Below are 17996 nucleotides of genomic sequence, written 5' to 3'. Positions count from 1 at the left end.
CGGGCGGATTTCATGAAAAATCTTGCTACAAATCAGATGAAGCGGGAGAGGCTGTCTTGTGTTGCCTGTCAGGGCCTCATCGCCGGCAAGCCAGTTCCCCGGTTTTCGGAAACCAGCCGATTGTATTTGCTTACCAGCACCACCCTTAACAGGGCCCCGATCTTTAATGACTTTCACTCGGCCCGTTTGCTGGTGGCAGAGCTCCGCCAGGCTGAGGAGGAAGGTGCCGCCCGATCGCTGGCCTGGGTGGTGATGCCAGATCATTTTCACTGGCTGGTCGAGCTTGGGCCCGCCAGCCTGAAGCACCTGATGCGCCGGGTGAAGTCCCGCAGCACCATGATGATCAACAGGCATCGAGGGCGAAGCGGTCAGCTCTGGCAGAAGGGGTTTCATGACCGGGCCTTGCGCCGGGAGGAGGATGTGCAAGATGTGGCGCGGTACATCGTCATGAACCCGAAGCGGACGGGGCTGGTTACGAGGGCTGGGGATTATCCGCATTGGGATGCGATCTGGCTCTGATCGTGTATCGCCTGTGAGGGCCCTATCGCCGGCAAGCCAGCTCCCACAGGGTATTCATCAGGCCTGCGGCAGGTGCTGACCTGTCAGGGCCTCCATCGCTGGCAAGCCAGCTCTCACAAGTAAATCACTGAACTTTAAGGCAGTAGAGTACCTGTGGGAGCTGGCTTGCCGGCGATGGGCCGCACAGCGGCCCCGGGGTCTTGAAGGCTAGTGAAAAACAGGATAATTCGACATGGCACCCGAACTGAAGCATTTGGTTTCAGGTTCGGAAATGTCATGTATGCCCACCTACCTGGCGAATGATCGCTCGCTTGTCTTCGATGGTTAACGTCACACGCTCACTTTTACTCAGGCGAATCTGGTAGAGGTTGGTTTTCTTGTCGAGCTGTTTGTAATCGGCCCCACCCATCAGCATTGCTGCGCTCTTTGGTGATGCTCCCAAGTGATAGATGGCATTCTGAAAAATGTCGAAAGATCTTTGCTCAGCCTCTGAAAGCCCGGACAACTTGAACTGTGCATTCGATTTATCCAACGTCCACCCTCGGCCACTCCCTGAGGATGTGCTGGAGAACAAAGAACTTTGCGAACTGTACCGATCACTTCTGGGCGAACTTCCCACTGAAGGGGTCGAGGGTGTCGTTGACGTCGAAGAGGTCGACCCACTTGAACTTGATCGAGATTTCGGTGGTGCGGGTGAAACGGGAGCGTTTATCTGCTGCAAAGGCACAGCGAACGAATCAGGCCGCTTTGCAGGCCGCAGCAGCGTTCTCTGCGGGTACTTCACATGCCCTGTAGGATCGCAGAAGTTAACTGGATCACACGAAACATAGGCATAGCTATTCCACCCGCCCTTGCCGAACGGGCTCCAACTGTCCGGGCTGTTGAAGCGCATCAGCACAGGGCTGAAAGCCCGGTAGCCGGCCCCCAGCAGATAGCAGCCCGTCAGCCAGTCACGAGGCTGGCCATTGAAACCTGCCGCGACGAAGGGCTGGGGAGCAGTGAATCCGTAAGGTGGATAGTTGAACTTAGCACGATAGTGCCCTGCCTGCCCGTCAATGACACTGTGCATTGAGTCCGCCGCCAGCAAGACCAAGCCGGATTTTTGCCCGCCATTGACCTGCGCGACAGTGGTCCGCCCGTCACTCACAAGGGAGCGTGCATTCGATGTTCCCACTTCTGTGGCCAACTCCTTTTGCCTGTAAAAGAGTTTTACCGAGCCACCGGATACAGCATAAGTAGATATTTCCATGTTCCACCTGCCTGGTTAAGTCAGGCAGAGCATGGCGAATTTTCAAACAGCTGAGTAACTAGCAACACTATCAAGGGCAATCAGTTCCCCCCAGCCATCAGACTTGAACAATCGTTCGGTCAGCGTGGCTGCACATCCGCACTTGCCTTCCACCCCCCACCCAACGCCAGGAACACGCCAATCTGCCCCAACGCCACTTGGCTGTTGGCCGCTGCCAACTGCGCACGCATATCGGTATAAGTCCGAGTCGCCTGCAGGTCCGCCAGGAACGACTCACGCCCAGCCTGGTAATACCGGTGTGTCTGGTCCGCCGCTTCCTTGGCCGACTTCTCCGCCTCGGCCAGCGCGTCACGCCGGTCCAACAGGGCGCTGTACTGCGCCAGACGGGTCTGGGTCTCGCGGATGGCGTTCAGCACTACCCCATCAAAATTCGCCAAGGCTGCCTGGGTCGAGGCTTCGGCCATGCGAATGCGGGCGCGGGTGCCGTTGGTGGGGATGGTCCAGCTGATCTGCGGGCCAAAACCCCAGCGGTTGGTAGACGGCTCACCGAGGTTCTCGAGGATACCGATGGTGCCCACCTGAGCGCCGATGCTGATATCCGGGTACAGGGCGCCTGTGGCCACGCCAATGTAGGCGGTAGCAGCAGCCAGCTGGCGTTCGGCCTGGCGCACATCTGGGCGGCGTTTCAGCAGTGCAGCGCCATCGCCCACCGGCACCAGCTGCTTCAGGTGCGGCAGCTCGGCACAATCGGCAGTACCGGCAGGCAGTTGGTCGACCGGCTTGGCCAACAAAGCGGCCAGGGTATACATGCCAGTCTCGCGCTCCGCCTTGAAGCGTGGCAGTTCGGCGCGCAAGGATTTGAACTGGGTCTGCGAGCGGGTGACCTGGGTTTCGTCGCCACGGCCAGCATCGCGCAAGCGCTGGTTGAGCTTCACGCTCTGCTCCTGCAGGTCGAGCGACTCGCGGGCGATATGGTATTCCTCGTTGGCCGAGCACACCTGGGTATAGGCCTTGACCACGTCGGCCACCAGGGTGATGCGGGCGGTGTCGGCAGCGGCCTGCACCGCATCGGCATTAGCCTTGGCGGCCTCGGTGCCACGCTTGAAGGTGCCCCACAGGTCGAACTGGTACGAGGCACTGATAATGGCCTCGCCGATGTTGGCCACCGGCACCTTCTCGGGCAACAGGAAGGCTTCGCCCGACTCCTGCAGGCGCTGGGCACCCAGTTTGACGCCGCCATTGAAGCCACCCTGCGACTCGGCAACTTCGACCTGGGCACGGGCCTTGGCAATGTTGGCAGCAGCCACGCGCAGCTCGGTGTTGGCACTCAGGGCCTGGCGCACCAGCTCGTTCAGCCGTTGATCCTGATACAACTGCCACCAGTCCTCAGGCACCGGTGCCGAGACCACGCTGTCGGCATCCTGGCGCAGCGGGCCGTTGAGGTCGCTGCGTTGCACCGCCGCGTCCTTCGGTACTTCGTAGTCGGGGCCGACCATCATGCAGGCCCCGAGCGAAAGGCACAGCCCGGCCAGGATCAGCTGTTTCATGGGCGTTGGCCCTCGATGATCGACACCGTAGCGGTTCGCCCGGCGATCATGCGGAAGTCTTGCGGCACTTCATCAAAGGCAATGCGCACCGGAATACGCTGGGCCAGGCGTACCCAGCTGAACGCCGGGTTGACGTTGGGCAGCAGGTTGGCGCCGCTGCTGCGGTCGCGGTCTTCGATGCCGGCGGCAAAGCTTTGCACATGGCCAAGCAGGCGGGTGTTGTCGCCCATGACGCGAATGTCCACGGCATCACCGATGTGGATACCGCCAAGCTTGGTTTCCTCGAAGTAGCCATCGACGTGGTACGAGGCGCTGTCAACCACCGACAGCACCGGGCGGCCGGCCGTGACGAATTCGTGGTTACGCGGCGCGCGGTCGTTGAGGTAACCGTCCACCGGGCTGCGTACGACCGAGCGGTCGAGGTTGAGCTGGGCGGTATCGACGGCCACCTGCGCTTCGCTGACGGCGGAACGGGCACGGGCCTCGCGGGACTGGCTTTCTTCCAGCTGTTCGGCGGCCACCAGGTTGCCCAGCTTGCGGTTGCGCTGTGCTTCGCGGGCGGCCTGGGCCAGGGTTTCCTGGCGCTCGCCCAGGGTCGCCTTGGCCTGGCGCAGGGCCAGGGTGAAGCGGTCCTGGTCGATGGTGAACAGCACATCGCCACGCTTGACCGTCTGGTTGTCACGCACCTCGACCTTCTGGATCAGCCCGGATACGTCCGGCGCAATCTGGATCACGTCGGCGCGGATGTGGCCGTCGCGGGTCCAGGGGGCGAACATGTAGTACACCACCATCTGCCACACGAGCACGGCGGCGAAGGTCACTACCAGCAAGGTCAGGACCACACGGCCCAAAGTCAGCAAAGGTTTTTTCATGGCAGCATCAGGTTTCGGCAAAAGTGGTCCACCGCACCAAGCAGCACGGCATACAGGGCAACGTTGAACAACGCCCGGTGCCAGACCAGGCGGTAGAAATGCAGGCGCACCAGCACCGCGTGCACCCCGAGGAACAGCAGGTAGGTGCCAAACATCATCACCAGCAGCGTGGGCAGGAACACCCCGCTGATATCCAGTTCACCAATCACAAGGGTGCTCCGTCGAGGCCGGGGGGCAGTTGCGGTTGTTCGGCTGGCTCGAGCATCACCTCCACCCCCGGCAGCAGCGCCAGGCGCAGGCCGCTCAGGGCGTGCAGCAGGTGGGTGCGGGCATCACCGCGCTCGTACAGCTCATCAAGGTTCAGCGCCAGGCGCGCGCGCTCCATGTTGCGCAGCAGCGCGGCCGGGGCGTGCAGACGCTCGCCGGTGCGCAGGCAGGCGGCATAGTGCGCGCCGACTTCCTCGATCACCGTGTTCAGGCGTTCGCGAGCCTGCTGGCCGGCACGCGGCATGTAGGCCAGCAGGTCGAGCAGGTTCAGCCCAACGCGCAGGTCGCGCAATGCCACGCCGCTGTCCTGCCCGGTTTGCGACAGGCGCGGCAGGTGCTGCATCAGGCGGTCGAGCATCTGCACGCCCACCTGACGGTGCTCGGCCAGGGTGGCCGGTTCGGTCATCTCGACAATGTCGCGCCAGGCGAAGCGGGTCATGCGCTTGGCCGCCAGTTCCACGCCGAACGGTCGCATCACCAAGGTCCAGATGAAGGCGAACAGCAGCCCCACGGGGCCGGCCAGGTTGGAGTTGAGGAAGGTGAAAAAGTCGGCGTCGTAGGCGCCCTGGATGCTGATGAAGGTCGAGGTGTTGACGATGGTCAGCAAGGTGCCCAGGTAGAAGCGCGGCTGCACGGTCAGGGTACCGACGCAGATGAACGGTACGGCGAAGGCCAGCACCAGCATCGGGAAGTCGTGCAGGTTGGGCAGCACCAGGAACAGGTACAGGCTGGAGAAGATGACTGACATCAGCGTCCAGAAGAAGAACCTGTAGATCTGCGGCGCCGGGTCGTCCATGGCAGCGAAGAAGCTGCACGACACGGCGGCCAGGATCACTGCGCTGGCGCCATCGTTCCAGCCCAGGCCGATCCACAGGCCGCAGGCGACGATGATCGCCAGCACGGTGGAAGCCACCGAGTACAGCATCAGGCCACGGTCGAAGAACGCCGTCAGGCGGCCCAGGCGCCAGTGGCGGTACACCGCGCGCCAGGGTTTGGAATCGTCGCTGCGCTGGGCATGTTGCAGGCTGCAGCAGTCCTGCCACAGGTCGGCCCATTCGGTCAGGCGATACAGGGCGTTGGACAGCAGCAGATCGGCGCGCTGGTCGAGGGCCGCGGCGCCAGGTTGCAGGCGCTCGATCTGTTCGTGCAGGGCGGTCCAGCGGGCGACCGAGGCGCTGTCGGCGGTGCCCTTGAGCCATTCGCGGGCGGCATCGAGCAGCGGTTGCAACAGAGCGAACTGAGCCGGGGCGCGGCCTTCGAGGGCCACCAGGGCGTCATCAAGGGCGTCGATCACCGGCAGCAGGTGGATCATCCGCCCGCGCAACTCACGGGCGTTCTTCAGGGTGTGCGGACCGGCGCCTTCATGGCCGAGCTGGCCGATCATCAGCTCCAGCGAGTTGAAGGTCGCAACCATCGCCCCGCGCATGCCGCCAACCTTGTCGGCGCTGACATCGCGGGCCAGGTAGGTGTCGCTGTAGCGGATCGCCTCGGTGAACCAGCTGTCGGTGGCACCGACCACAACCGGCGCCAGCCGGCGTGGCCAGAAAATCGCCCCGACCACCGCCGCGCAGACAATTCCCAGGCAGATTTCCTGGGCGCGGGAAGACGCCACGTCGAACACTGCCAGCGGGTTGTCGACCACCGCCAGAGCGATCATCGGCAATGTGTAGCCGGCGAGCATCAGCACGTAGTTGTTGGCGGTGCGCAGGTTCAGCGAGAGGAACAGCAAAGTGCCGGTCCACAGGGCGATGGCGATGCTCAGCAGCAATGGCGACTGCACCAGCGGTGGTACCAGGAAGATCGCCCCGCCGGCACCGAGCAGCGTGCCCACGGCACGGTACAGGGCCTTGGAACTGGTGGGACCGAGGAACGGGCTGGAGACGATGTACACCGTAGCCATGGCCCAATAGGGGCGCGGCAACTGCATGAGCAGGGCGATGTACAGGGCAATCATGGACGCGGCAAAGGTTCGCACGCCATAGAACCAGTCGCGGGCCGGGGGCACCGAGCTGAAGAAACCGTTCATGCAGCCCCGCCTGTGTTGCCCAGACCGGCGGCTTCGAAGGCACGCAGCACGCGCAACGCGGCTTGCAGGTCGGCCTGGTCGATGCCATGCAGTACCTCGCGGCGCACGCGTACCAGTTCGGTTTCGATGGATTCGGCCAGGGCGCGGCCTTCGGCGGTCAAGCTCAGGGCCTTGGCGCGGCGATCCAGCGGATCCTCGCTGCGGCATACCAGGCCAGCTTTGCACAATTGGTCGAGCAGGCGCACCAGCGACGGGCTTTCCAGGCCGGCGGCCTGGGCTACGGCCACCTGATGCACGCCGTCGCCAAGGCGCACGATCATCAGCAACGGCGCGGCGCAGGCCTCGGAAATACCGTAACCGGTCAGGGCGGTATGGCAGAGGCGCCGCCAGTGGCGAGCGGCAACCACCATGCCACTGCTGACTTGCAGGCGCAGGAGATCAAGGGACATGACAGGAACCAAGGATATTCATAGTTTGCTAACTATCAATATACGCCTGTGCCTCCCCCTGTCGTCAACCGGGGGTGACGGATAGCTTGGGTGAAATGTTGTTCATGCGTTTACCTTGTTGGCCCTTTCGCGGGCTTGCCCGCTCCCACAGGAGTCGCACAAATTTCAGGTCCTGTGCGGTCCCTGTGGGAGCGGGCAAGCCCGCGAAAGGGCCCGGGCAGGCAACAGTAAATTCAGGGCTGTATCTGGTCCTCCAGCTTCATGGTCAAGGCCAGCGTGCTGCCCATTTGCACCGCCCGGTCACGCCACTCCTGATAGCGGCCCGCGTCACGGCTGCTGAAGTGCACCGCCAGCTCCTCGGCCGCCTGCACTACCCCCGCCGCTGCCGCCAGCTCCAGCCAGTACAACGCTGCCTTGAGATCAGCCTCCACGTACAGCCCGTGCATCAACCGGTAACCCACCTCGAAACGGCAGCGCGCCTCGCCCCGCTCGGCCCCGCGCAAGAACCACTGGTAAGCCTGCACCAGGTCGACCCGCCATTGCAGGCTGCTATCACACACCTCTTCCTCGTACAGGTCACCCAGCGCGGCAGCCGCATGCAGCATGCCCCGCTCGAAAGCCTGCCGGTAGCACTCCGCCGCCTGCACGTAAGAGGGCTCGATGCCTTTGCCGAAGTAATGTTGCTGCCCAAGGTTGAACCACGCCGCAGCATTGCCCTGCAGGGCCGCCATGCGTAACAGGTGGCCGGCCAATCCGGTGTCGGCACGCCAGTACTTGCCGTTGAGCCAGATCCAGCCAAGGTCGTTGAGCGCCGCCACGTTGCCTTGCAAGGCCTGGCGGCGCAGGTCGCTGTACACCGCCTGCAAGTCGCTGGCTTCGTCCAGGCGGCTGACCAGCAGCGAGCGCTGGCTGGGAAACCCAATCCCTGCAAACAGTCGCTGTCGCCTCCCGACAGCAGCCGGTGGGGCAATGACCCGCTCGGGCAAAAGGCGGGCAAGCAGCGAATGGATATTGCTGGCAGCAAACATGTTCATCCTCATTGAACGATGCACAGCCCCAACCTTTGGCTGTGATGAGGCGTGATTCTGCGTGACGTCACGACAAAACCTGTCGCGAACGATTCGGCACCAGGCAACCAAATGCGACTTCCTTGATCTGAGCAGGCTGTGGCCAATTGCCATGCCCCACGCCTGCCGCCATCCTATTGCGGCAAGCCTAGACAAGGACGTTATCTTTTGCCGTTCGCCACCACTCGCGCCACCCTCAGCCGGCAGTGGGCGCTGCTGCGCCAGCTGCCCAGCCGTTCCCCAGGCATCACCAGCGCCGAGCTGGTCTGGCGCCTGCGTGACGTGGGCTTCACTGTCAGCAAACGCACTGTCGAGCGCGATCTCAATGAGCTGTCGCTGATCTTTCCGCTGGAGCGCAATGACAAGAGCATCCCGTTTGGCTGGCACTGGTCGGCAAGCGCCGTGGGTGAGTTGCGCGGCAATTTCGACCTGCTGACGTACCTGCGTGGCGATGCCTTGCAACCGGCCCGCGGTGAGGGGGTGGTGCTGGTGGCGCGGATCAGCGATGCGCTGGCGCGGCAGTTGCGGGATGCACCGTTGAGCAGTGACATGCAACTGACGGCGCTGGAGCAGGGGCATCGGTTGCGGGCCACGGTGAGCGACGGCTGGCCGCTGCGCTGGTGGCTGTTGAGCCATGGTGATGGGGTGGTGGTGGAGCAGCCTGGCGGATTGCGCGAGGAGATTGGCAAGACTCTCAGAAATGCGGCGGCTCAGTACCAGAATCCATAGCCTGTGCCGGCCTCTTCGCGGGCTTGCCCGCTCCCACAGGATCCCCATCGACCTTGAGAGCGGTGTAGTACCTGTGGGAGCGGGCAAGCCCGCGAAGAGGCCGGCACAGGCTTACTGGCTAGCGCTGCATCCCCCAGCGCCGCACTGTCAGCCGCTCCAGCGTATTGAACACCAGCCCTTCCACCAGCAAGCCGATCAGGATCACTACCGCCAACCCGGCAAACACCTTGTCGGTGTACAGCTCGTTGCGGTTCTGGAAGATGTACCAGCCCAGCCCGCCTTTGCCACTGCTGGCCCCGAACACCAGTTCGGCAGCGATCAGTGTGCGCCAGGCGAAAGCCCAGCCGATCTTCAGCCCCGACAGGATCGACGGTAGCGCTGCGGGGACAAGGATATGCAGCACCAGCCGCAGCCCCTTCAGGCCGTAGTTGCGTCCCGCCATGCGCAGGGTCTCGGACACCCCGAGAAAGCCCCCATAGGTGTTCAGCGCCAACGCCCAGAGCACCGAGTGCACCAGCACGAAGATCAGGCTGTTGTCACCCAACCCGAACCACAGCAAGGCCAAGGGCAACAGGGCAATCGCCGGCAACGGGTTGAACATCGAGGTCAAAGTGCCCAGCAGATCGCGCCCAAGCTGGGTCGACACCGCCAGGCTGGTGAGGCCGAACGCCAGGATGATCCCCAGCAAATAACCCTTGAGCAGAATCACCAGCGACACGCCAACCTTGGCCGGCAACTCACCGCTGACCAGGCCGTCCCACAGCGCCGTAGCCGTCTGCAGGAAGGTCGGTAGCAGCAGATCGTTGCCCTGGTAACGGGCGATGGCCTCCCACAGCGCGGCGATTACCAGCAGGATGACCGCCTTGCGCAGCCAGCCGTGCTGCCACAGGCGCTGAGCCAACGGCAGGTTGCGCTCCACGGGCACACTGAGCAGGGGCTCCAGCTGCACCTCGTATTCCTGGCGTACAGGTGTAGTGGTCATGGGCTGAAGCTCCTGTCAGTAGGCGATGCGGATATCGTTGAAACCAAGATCGTCGGGCTGTTCAGGCGCATCTGCCTCATCGAACAGCAAACGATGGATGCGCCGGGCACTGGCCTGGAAGTCGCTGCCACCCAGGCTGCCCAGGTCGTACTGGTGGCTGTGCACTTCGGCACGCACTCGCCCCGGGTGTGGCGACAGCAGCAGGATGCGGTTGCCGACCACCAGTGCTTCTTCGATGGAGTGAGTAACGAAAAGCAGGGTAAAGCGCACCTCTTCCCACAGCAGCAGCAGTTCTTCCTGCATTTTGCGCCGGGTCAGCGCGTCCAGGGCGGCGAACGGTTCGTCCATCAGCAGGATCTTCGGCTGCGTTGCCAGGGCACGAGCGATCGCCACGCGCGCCTTCATACCGCCCGACAGGGTGTGCGGGTAGGCATCGGCGAAGGCTGCCAGGCCGACTTTTTCCAGGTAGTGCAATGCTCGCTCTTCGGCCTCGGCGCGTTTCAGCTGGCCCGACACCAAAAGAGGGAACATGACGTTCTGCTTCACCGTCTTCCACGGCGGCAGCTGGTCGAACTCCTGGAACACCACGATGCGGTCGGGGCCTGGGCCGCTGACCGGCTGGCCCTGCAGCAGAATCTGCCCTTCCTGGGGCGAGATGAACCCGGCCACGGCCTTGAGCAAGGTGGACTTGCCGCAGCCGGAGGGGCCGAGCAGCACGAAGCGGTCGGCACGGTCGACTTCGAAGCTGACCTGGTGAGTGGCCCGCACCACGCGCTGCGCGGTGCGATATTCGAGGCTGAGGTTAGCCACCTTGAGCAAAGGTGGCGTTGCGACACGGCTCAGGTTGCTGGCCGTGTGGCCTGGCAATGGGGCGGTCATGATCGGTCAGCTCCCCTGCAGCGGGCGTTCATCCTGGAAGAAATAGTCCTTCCACGATTCCGGCTTGTGCTTGATGGCGCCTACCCGATAGAGGAAGTCGGCCAGCTTGTAGGTATTCTTTGGCGTGACGGTGAATTCGTACTGCGGGTTGTCGATCAGCTTGATCAACGTGTCGCGGTCGATCTTGGCCTTGGTCACGCGGATGTAGGTGTCGGCGGCAGCCGCCTTGTCCTTCTGGGCGAAGTCCGCAGCTTCGGTCAGCGCATCGACGAAGGCCTTGTAGGTTTTGGGGTTGTCCTTGCGGAATTTCTCGGTGGCGAACAGCAAGGTCGGCGAGTTGGGGCCGAGCAGGTCGTAGCTGTCGAGCACCACGTGCACGTTCTTGTTGGCCAGCACCTGGTCCTGGAACGGCGGGTTGGAGAAGTGCCCGTTCAGCTCGGTGCCGCCGGCCAAAAGTGCGGCAGTGGCATCCGGGTGCGGCACGGCCAGGGTGTACTTGTCGAGACGGTTGTATTCCTTGTCGCCCCACTGCTGGGCGGCGGCGTACTGCAGGAAGCGCGACTGCACCGAAACGCCTACCGCCGGTACGGCGATGCGGTCTTTGTCGGAGAGGTCGGCAATGGTCTTCACGTTGGGGTTGCTGCTGACCAGGTAGTACGGGAAGTTGCCCAGCGAGGCGACGGCCTTGACGTTCTGTCGGCCCTTGGTGCGGTCCCACACGGTCAACAATGGGCCGACACCAGCGCCGGCGATGTCCACCGAACCGGACAGCAGTGCGTCGTTGATGGCCGAACCACCCGACAGCTGGGCCCAATCGACTTCGATGTCGATGCCCTGCTCCTTGCCATGTTTTTCGATCAGATGCTGGTCACGCACTACGTTCAGCAGCAGGTAGACGATGCCGAACTGCTCGGCAATACGGATCTTGCCTTCTGCCTGCGCCGCGGCGGGGGCTGCCAGGCTGCCGACGACCAGGCTTGCGCCCAGGCCGATGCTTGCCGCCAGGCGGCTGATGGATTTACGCATGATGGGTTTCCTCAGTCGTCAGAACGGGGCATCGCCCTGGATGGTGGTGCGGTAGAGCTTGCGTCGCAGGTGTGCGGGGCAACCGGTGGCCAGGTGGATCAGCGAGCGGTTGTCCCAGAACACCAGGTCGTGGGGCTGCCACTGGTGGCGGTAGATGTTCTGTTGCAGCACGCTCAGGGCGTACAGCTGTTGCAGCACGTCGCGGCTTTCGTCGTCCGGCAGGCCGACGATGCGGGTGGTGAAGCCCTCGCTGACGAACAGCGCCTTGCGGCCGTTTTCCGGGTGAGTACGAACCACCGGGTGGATGACTTCCTGGACCTGTGCCAGTTGTTCGGCGGTCAGGGTCGGGCGCCAGTTGCCTTCGAACTTGGTCTCGGCGTAACGGGCGGTGTAGGAGTGCGCAGCACTGCGGCCCTCGACTACCTTGCGCAGGGCCTCGGGTACGGCATCCCAGGCTTTGTGCATGTCGGCGAACAGGGTATCGCCGCCCTCGCCGGGCAATTCCTGGGCATGCAGCATGGAGCCGAGGCTGGGCAGTTGCTTGTACGACAGGTCCGAGTGCCAGAACTTGCCGGCATCGCCCAAGCCGATGTTCTGGCCGTTTTCGATGATGTTGGAAACGATCAGGATTTCGGGATGGCCGGCGAGCAGGAACTGCTTGAGCACATGGATCTGCAATGGACCAAACCGGCGGCTGAAAGCGATCTGCTGGTCAGGGCTGATGCGCTGGTCGCGGAACACCAGCACGTGGTGGTCGAGGTGGGCGCGATGGATACGGGCGAAATCCTCGGCGTTGACCGGCCTGGCCAGGTCCAGGCCGACAATCTCGGCGCCTACGGCACCGGAGAACGGGCGGATTTCGAAGTGTTGCGGCTGGGCGCTGTCGATGATCGACAAGGCGTTCGAGGCGGCTGACATTGTTCACTCCCACGCAGTGCGCGACTTCAACGGCGCGCAACGATCAGAAACGCACGGGGATTTCCCGTGTGGGTTCAAGTCGTGCGGCGCATCGATTGGTCGACGGGTACGCAGTGGAAGTGACTATAAAGTCATAAGCACAATAATTTAAATACCTATACGGAATAACCATAGCACCGGGATTTGCTCGCCGATGATCAGATCAAGCCGCCCTGCTCCTCTTCTTCGATGAGGTTGGTCAAGCTGCTGAGCGCCTTGCGCGCCTTGGAGCGGTTGAGCAGCTTGGCCTGCGCGCCAGCGGGCAGGTCGGTGATATTGAACACCCCCTTGGCAGTCAGCACATCGATCAGGTCCTCGAGCACGCGGATCATGTCCAGGTCGCTTTGCTTCAGCTGATTGAGGCTGTTTTCCACGACGTCATCGGCAAACCATTCCTGGATATCGGCATGGTCGGCAGGAAGCATTTCGGTGAACTCGTCGAAAGCGGCCGCTTCTACCCGCCGCAACTGGCCGGCGGCATCGCGTTGCACGTAGAACATGGCGGTGTCCCTCGTCACGTTGGTTCCTTGGTGGTAGACAGCAGCATAGGCAAAGATCGCCGGGCACGCAGGCCCGGCGCCAGAGTATGCGCTGTCGCAGGATGTCAGGAAAGAGCCGTGGCCGCTGAGCGGCCAATCGCCGGCAAGCCAGCTCCCACAGGAACCGCACAACTCTAGAGAGCTGCACAGCCCCTGTAGGAGCTGGTTTGCCGGCGATCGGGCTGCAGGGCAGCCCGCTAGCGCATCAGCTGTCCTTGTTGTGGATGATGATGGTCGGGTCAGCACCGCTGATCAACGAGTTGATCGTGGTATTGGACCAGTTCACCCCTTCCAGCTTGATGGTCACGTCGGCGTTGGCGATACCACCGGCAGCGTTGAGCTTGCCTTCGCTGCTGACCTGCAGCGTCGTCGTACCGTCCACCGTGGTGAGCTTCAGGTAGTTGTCGATGGTGCTGCCCTTCTCGCCCTGGAGCAGGTCCTTCAGGTCGATGCGGTCACCCTCGGCCACCTTGAAGTCCTTGATCACATCATTGCCGGTATCGCCAGCCTTCCACACGAAGGTATCGGCACCAGTGCCACCGGTCATGGTGTCATCGCCCTTGCCACCAAGCAGGATGTCGTTGCCTTCACCACCAAGCAGGGTGTCCTTGCCCAGGCCGCCGAGCAGGATGTCATTGCCCTTGCCGCCGTCGAGGGTGTCGTCGCCGCCCTGCCCGAACAGCAGGTCATTGCCCGCGCCACCGTTGAGGATGTCATTACCATCGTTGCTGCGCGAGACATCGAATTCGCTGACGTGCTCGACGATGTACTTGTGCAGCACGCGACCATCGACATCACCCACGGCCATCCCCAGCTGGCCTGCGACATAGCCCTGCATGGCTTCGACACCGTTGCCGGCGACCGAACCGAAGCTCACCAGGTCACCGAAGATGATGTCGTTGCCATCACCACCGTTGACGGTGTCATTGCCCGGCACGGTGGCTTCGGTGTGGCCCAGGATCGCTTCCGCCAACTTGCTCGGGTCGATATTGGTCTGCGGCTTGCTATCGCTGTCGTAAGGCTTCAGGTCATTGACATTGACCGCACTGTTGAGGCCGATGGCTTCCACACCCGACAGGCTGGACAGCAACAGGAAACTCTGTTGCGAGTTGTAGTCCGCGTAGTAACCGTTTTCGGTGTAGGAGAACTCGAAGGTGCCGTCACCCTGGGCATGCAACTGCCCGGATGCACCACTGTCGTTACGCCATCCCTTGTTGTAATACTCGGCTGTCATGTTGCCTTTGGCATCAATGCTGAAGCGGTTGTCGCTGCCAACCATCTTGTTGGTGACCACGTCACCCAGCTTGTAGCCGATCGACTTGAGCACCGAATCCACCGTGGTGCCGATGTTCCTGAAGGTACCCTCACGCTCGCCAGACTGGTACACGTTCGGCTGACCGTCGGTGATGAAGAATGTCTGGCGGCTGCCGGTGTTACCCGCATCCATCAATTGCTTGAACCAGTTGGCGGTAGTCTTGAAGGCATCCTCGTAGTTGGTCGAGCCGCTGGAATAGAGCGTATTGAGCGCTGTGTAGAGCGCGCTCAGCGCGTTCTTGTCGCCCAGATTGACCGAGACCGTGCTGTTCACCTGGGTGGAGAAATCCACCAGCAAGATGTTTACCGTGCCGGATTGCGCACCCTTGACGCTGTTGGCCAAAGTATCGAACACCGACTTCAGCGAGTTGCGCGCGGCGTCGACCGCACTGCCCATACTGCCCGATGTATCGACGATGAATGCAATGTTGTAGTCCTGACCCGGCGTCACGTGCAGGCCACTGATGTCGGCAACGATGATGTCGCTGGTGACGGTGCCGGTGAACGTATCGCTGTCGGTGGTCAGGTTGCTGGCAGTATAGGTGTCCGGATACACGGTCACCTTGATCGTGCCTTCGGTGGCGGCTTTGCTGCCGCCCACGCTCTCGGTGGCGGTCGAGGTGACCGTCACATCGAAACTGCCCTTGTAGTACGCCGGCGGCTTGATGCTGAGGCCGTTGAGGTTCCAGCCGGTGACATCAACCGAAGTGGCGCCGACGGTGACGGTATGACCGGCGCCATCGCTGAGTACCGAACCTGCCGGAATGCCGCCCAGCTTGACGCTCAGGCTCTCGGAGCCGTCGGTGTCGGTCAGGTTGGTGGAAATGCCAACCAGCTTGACGGTACCGTTCTCCGGCCCTTCGTTGAGCTTGTAGCCGTCGTAGTAGCCCTGGCCGTCACTGCCGTGGAAGTCGGATACGGAAAGCCCTGCGTTGCCCATCGCCGCCACGTTCGGGTACATCGGGATGGCCGAGCTGTTCAGGTCGGTCACCGGGCCGTTACCGACCTTGACGTTGATGTCCAGGCTGCCCGGGCCGGACTGGTTGGCGTGGTAGATCTCCAGGGTGTAATAGCCGCTGACAGGCGGCGAGAAGCTGCCGGAAATGGTACCCCCGGCACCCCAGGTGGCGCCGACCACGCTGGTCTTGCCGATGTAGACCTGCAAGCTGTCATCGGCAACGCCGCTGAAGGTGTAGGTCTGGCCGGCTTCCAGGTAAATCAGGCCGGAGGTCTTGGAACCCGTGCCGGCGGCAACGCTGCCGCCCGAATCGGCGCTGGTAACCTGCTCGGTCTTGCTGGCACTGCCAGAGTTGGCGAACACGGTCTTCAGCGCAGCGCCGCTGATGCCGTTGCCGTTGGTGCCAAGGCCCGTAAGGCTGTTCCAGGTTTCCTTGGTCAGGCCGAGCGAATCGGCGGTATTGCTGCCGATGTTCAGGCCAGGTTTGTCGGCCACGGGCGCGATGTCGACCTTCAGCGTGGCCTCGCTACCCGCAGCGCCACCGTCGGTAGGCTTGTATTTGATCTGGGCATAGTCGGCCTGCTTGTTGCCGACGCCCGTTCCGCCATAACCGTCGATACCCGACTCGTTGGCTTTCGGCACGAACCGCAGGTTGCCGGCAGCGATGTCGGCCTGGCTGACGGTCTGGTTCTGGGCGACGTTGACCCAGGCGGTGCCGTTGAACAGCTGCAGGGAGCCCGCTGGCAGCTGGGTAAAGGTTACACCCAGGCTCGACAGGGCGCTGTCGACATCGGAGATGTTGAAATCGCTCCAGGTCAGCACCAGCGGTGTGTCTTCGACGCCAGTGACAGCGCCGCCGGTGGCGACCGGGGCGTCGTTGACCGCAATCACATTCACCGTGGTCGTGGCGGTGTTCGAGGTGTTCACGCCGTCAGTCACCGTCACGGTGACGATGCGAGGCGTGGTACTCGGGTTCTCGCTGCTGTTGATGAAGGTGATGTTCTTGATCGCCTGGATATAGTCGGCCAGCGATGCAGTGCCGCTCAGCGTCAGGACTACCTTGCCTTCGGTGCTGTTGGCGTTGATCGAGATACCGTTGACACTGTTGCCCAGGTTAAGCGCATCGCCCGGTTGGCGGTTGGTCAGGGTGACTGTCGCCCCCGTCAGCTGCGAGCTGTCGAAGTCGGTGATGGTGACGTCCACATCGCCGATCGACACACCACTGCCTGGCTGGTTCTCGGTGAAGGTGGTCTGGTAGTCGGCACCGGTCTTGCCGCTGGAATCGTTGCCATCCAGGTCCAGGACCGGGGCTGGCTCGAAGATCTGGGTGGTCACGCTGCCAGCGCTTGAGCTGATGTCGAGCTTCTCGAAGTTGCCGCCAGTAGCCGAATCGATCTTGACGGTGAAGTGCTCGGTACCCTCGGTGATGCTGTCCTTGAAGGTCGGGATGGTGAACGTTGCCTGCGTGCTGTTGGCTTTGATCACCACGGTGGCTACGCCGGTGAAGTCAGTGCCATCGGCGGCGGTGCCTGTATAGCTGAGTTTGACGGTGACGTCGGTCTGAGCCTTGTTGGTCAGGTTGAGCACGTAGGTGGCGTTGGCACCTTCTGCCACCGCTGTGGTACCGCTGAGGCTCAGGGTGGTGGTCTGGATGGTATCCGTGACCGCGGTGACTGCCGCCGTATCGCTGACGTTCAGTTTCTCGAAGTTGCCACCGGTGGTTTCGGTGATTTTCGCCGAAACATTGCCTGCATCGATATAGACGTCATCGGCTGGCGCCGGAACGGTAACGGTACCGGAGAGCTTGCCCGCTTCGATGCTGATGACAGCGCCGTTGCTGAGCTTGATGGTCATGTCGGTGCCAGCCTTGTTGGTCAAGGTGGCGGTGTAGGTGATCTGGCCACCTTCCTCGACGGCCGGCGTGGCGCTGAGGCTCAGGCCGGTAGGGTCAATTGTGTCCTTGACCTGGGTGACCGCATAGGCGCCGTCGGTAGACAGTAACTCGAAGTCACCACCCGTAGTGCCATTGATCTTGGCTTGTACCGTGCCCGCATCGATGTACGGATCGTCCGCAGGGGCCTTGACGGTGACGCTGCCCTGAGTGGCACCTTGGGCGATGGTGATGGTCTCGCCGTTGCTCAACCGGACGGTCATCTCGGTGCCGGCCTTGTTGGTCAAGGTGGCGGTGTAGGTGATGTTGCCGCCTTCGTCGACAGTTGGGGTAGCGGTCAGGCTCAGTACCGTAGTGTCCTTTGTACCCGGCACGTCCGTTACGACGGTGACAGGGCTTCCGGTAGCGACCACTTTTTCGTAGTTGCCACCCGAGATATCGGTGATCTTGTTGGTCAGGTCCAGGTTGGTGTTATGGACGTTGTTCGGTGCGGTGAATGGCACCGACGCCGACGACTCGCCTACCGGGATGGTGATGGTCTGGCCGTTGGCCAGTTTCACCACCAGGTCCGAACCGGTGACCTTGTGGTTGACCGACGCGGTGTAGGTGACGACGCCACCCTCGACCACGCTTTGCGTAGCAGTCAGGGTCACGGTCGTGGTGTCGATGGTGTCGGTCACCTGGGTCACAGCTGCAGTGCTGCTGACGTCGAGCTTCTCGAAGTC

Annotated in this window: 15 protein-coding genes; 2 read left to right on the top strand and 13 right to left on the bottom strand. The window is 62.5% G+C overall.

What is annotated here, in order from left to right; genetic code table 11:
- The first annotated feature begins 12 nt into the window (after positions 1-12).
- Positions 13-519 carry a transposase gene (locus CAF70_RS19010; RefSeq protein ID WP_256573301.1) on the top strand — a complete coding sequence of 169 codons (507 nt, stop codon included), beginning with the start codon at positions 13-15 and terminating at the stop codon, positions 517-519.
- A 274-nt stretch (positions 520-793) separates the two neighbouring features.
- Here the strand turns inward: CAF70_RS19010 and CAF70_RS19005 are convergent, their stop codons facing one another.
- The 7 genes from CAF70_RS19005 to CAF70_RS18975 all read right to left on the bottom strand — a co-directional run bounded on the left by CAF70_RS19005 (position 794) and on the right by CAF70_RS18975 (position 7957).
- Positions 794-1768, bottom strand: a complete 975-nt coding sequence (locus CAF70_RS19005; protein ID WP_085626049.1) for an RHS repeat-associated core domain-containing protein — start codon at positions 1766-1768, stop codon at positions 794-796.
- Positions 1769-1887: 119 nt separating this feature from the next.
- Positions 1888-3315, bottom strand: a complete 1428-nt coding sequence (locus tag CAF70_RS19000) for an efflux transporter outer membrane subunit (RefSeq protein ID WP_085626050.1) — start codon at positions 3313-3315, stop codon at positions 1888-1890.
- Positions 3312-4187, bottom strand: coding sequence for an HlyD family secretion protein (locus CAF70_RS18995; RefSeq protein ID WP_085626051.1), 876 nt, complete (start codon positions 4185-4187; stop codon positions 3312-3314). Before CAF70_RS18995 ends, CAF70_RS19000 begins: the two co-directional genes overlap by 4 nt.
- A complete protein-coding gene (locus CAF70_RS18990) occupies positions 4184-4396 on the bottom strand; it encodes a DUF1656 domain-containing protein (protein WP_003255905.1) in 213 nt (70 codons plus the stop codon). Before CAF70_RS18990 ends, CAF70_RS18995 begins: the two co-directional genes overlap by 4 nt.
- The gene (locus CAF70_RS18985; protein ID WP_085626052.1) at positions 4393-6480 is read right to left on the bottom strand and encodes an FUSC family protein; all 2088 of its coding nucleotides are present in this window, start codon (positions 6478-6480) and stop codon (positions 4393-4395) included. Before CAF70_RS18985 ends, CAF70_RS18990 begins: the two co-directional genes overlap by 4 nt.
- Entirely contained in the window at positions 6477-6929 is a 453-nt protein-coding gene (locus CAF70_RS18980) for a MarR family winged helix-turn-helix transcriptional regulator (RefSeq protein WP_085626053.1), read from the bottom strand. Before CAF70_RS18980 ends, CAF70_RS18985 begins: the two co-directional genes overlap by 4 nt.
- Before the next feature lie 233 nt (positions 6930-7162).
- Positions 7163-7957, bottom strand: a complete 795-nt coding sequence (locus CAF70_RS18975; protein ID WP_085626054.1) for a tetratricopeptide repeat protein — start codon at positions 7955-7957, stop codon at positions 7163-7165.
- 207 nt (positions 7958-8164) lie between these two features.
- Between CAF70_RS18975 and CAF70_RS18970 the strand changes: the two genes are divergently transcribed.
- A complete protein-coding gene (locus CAF70_RS18970) occupies positions 8165-8725 on the top strand; it encodes a WYL domain-containing protein (protein WP_085626055.1) in 561 nt (186 codons plus the stop codon).
- A gap of 118 nt (positions 8726-8843) precedes the next feature.
- Here CAF70_RS18970 and CAF70_RS18965 read toward each other — a convergent pair whose 3' ends face one another.
- The 6 genes from CAF70_RS18965 to CAF70_RS18940 all read right to left on the bottom strand — a co-directional run.
- Positions 8844-9707 carry an ABC transporter permease gene (locus CAF70_RS18965; RefSeq protein ID WP_085626056.1) on the bottom strand — a complete coding sequence of 288 codons (864 nt, stop codon included), beginning with the start codon at positions 9705-9707 and terminating at the stop codon, positions 8844-8846.
- A gap of 15 nt (positions 9708-9722) precedes the next feature.
- Positions 9723-10586 (bottom strand): ABC transporter ATP-binding protein, encoded by an 864-nt coding sequence (locus tag CAF70_RS18960; protein WP_085626057.1) that lies wholly within the window; start codon positions 10584-10586, stop codon positions 9723-9725.
- A gap of 6 nt (positions 10587-10592) precedes the next feature.
- A complete protein-coding gene (locus CAF70_RS18955; protein WP_085626058.1) occupies positions 10593-11612 on the bottom strand; it encodes an ABC transporter substrate-binding protein in 1020 nt (339 codons plus the stop codon).
- Between the two features lie 18 nt (positions 11613-11630).
- Positions 11631-12530 (bottom strand): TauD/TfdA family dioxygenase, encoded by a 900-nt coding sequence (locus CAF70_RS18950; RefSeq protein WP_085626059.1) that lies wholly within the window; start codon positions 12528-12530, stop codon positions 11631-11633.
- Between the two features lie 197 nt (positions 12531-12727).
- On the bottom strand, positions 12728-13069 hold the full coding sequence (locus CAF70_RS18945; RefSeq protein ID WP_085626060.1) for a tryptophan synthase subunit beta: 342 nt from the start codon (positions 13067-13069) through the stop codon (positions 12728-12730).
- A gap of 244 nt (positions 13070-13313) precedes the next feature.
- A partial coding sequence (locus tag CAF70_RS18940; RefSeq protein WP_143491956.1) for an immunoglobulin-like domain-containing protein occupies positions 13314-17996 on the bottom strand: 4683 nt, incomplete at its 5' end.

The sequence above is a fragment of the Pseudomonas sp. B19(2017) genome (genome assembly GCF_002113165.1).
Lineage (GTDB): Bacteria > Pseudomonadota > Gammaproteobacteria > Pseudomonadales > Pseudomonadaceae > Aquipseudomonas.
Note: the sequence above shows the minus strand (reverse complement) of the source record. Positions and strands in the feature narration are given on the sequence as shown.

Coding starts and splice junctions, on each gene's coding strand:
- CAF70_RS18975 (WP_085626054.1), bottom strand. CDS start 7,957: ATGTTTGCTGCCAGCAATATCCATTCGCTGCTTGCCCGCCTTTTGCCC.
- CAF70_RS18950 (WP_085626059.1), bottom strand. CDS start 12,530: ATGTCAGCCGCCTCGAACGCCTTGTCGATCATCGACAGCGCCCAGCCG.
- CAF70_RS18955 (WP_085626058.1), bottom strand. CDS start 11,612: ATGCGTAAATCCATCAGCCGCCTGGCGGCAAGCATCGGCCTGGGCGCA.
- CAF70_RS19005 (WP_085626049.1), bottom strand. CDS start 1,768: ATGGAAATATCTACTTATGCTGTATCCGGTGGCTCGGTAAAACTCTTT.
- CAF70_RS18980 (WP_085626053.1), bottom strand. CDS start 6,929: ATGTCCCTTGATCTCCTGCGCCTGCAAGTCAGCAGTGGCATGGTGGTT.
- CAF70_RS18965 (WP_085626056.1), bottom strand. CDS start 9,707: ATGACCACTACACCTGTACGCCAGGAATACGAGGTGCAGCTGGAGCCC.
- CAF70_RS19010 (WP_256573301.1), top strand. CDS start 13: ATGAAAAATCTTGCTACAAATCAGATGAAGCGGGAGAGGCTGTCTTGT.
- CAF70_RS18985 (WP_085626052.1), bottom strand. CDS start 6,480: ATGAACGGTTTCTTCAGCTCGGTGCCCCCGGCCCGCGACTGGTTCTAT.
- CAF70_RS18995 (WP_085626051.1), bottom strand. CDS start 4,187: ATGAAAAAACCTTTGCTGACTTTGGGCCGTGTGGTCCTGACCTTGCTG.
- CAF70_RS19000 (WP_085626050.1), bottom strand. CDS start 3,315: ATGAAACAGCTGATCCTGGCCGGGCTGTGCCTTTCGCTCGGGGCCTGC.
- CAF70_RS18960 (WP_085626057.1), bottom strand. CDS start 10,586: ATGACCGCCCCATTGCCAGGCCACACGGCCAGCAACCTGAGCCGTGTC.
- CAF70_RS18945 (WP_085626060.1), bottom strand. CDS start 13,069: ATGTTCTACGTGCAACGCGATGCCGCCGGCCAGTTGCGGCGGGTAGAA.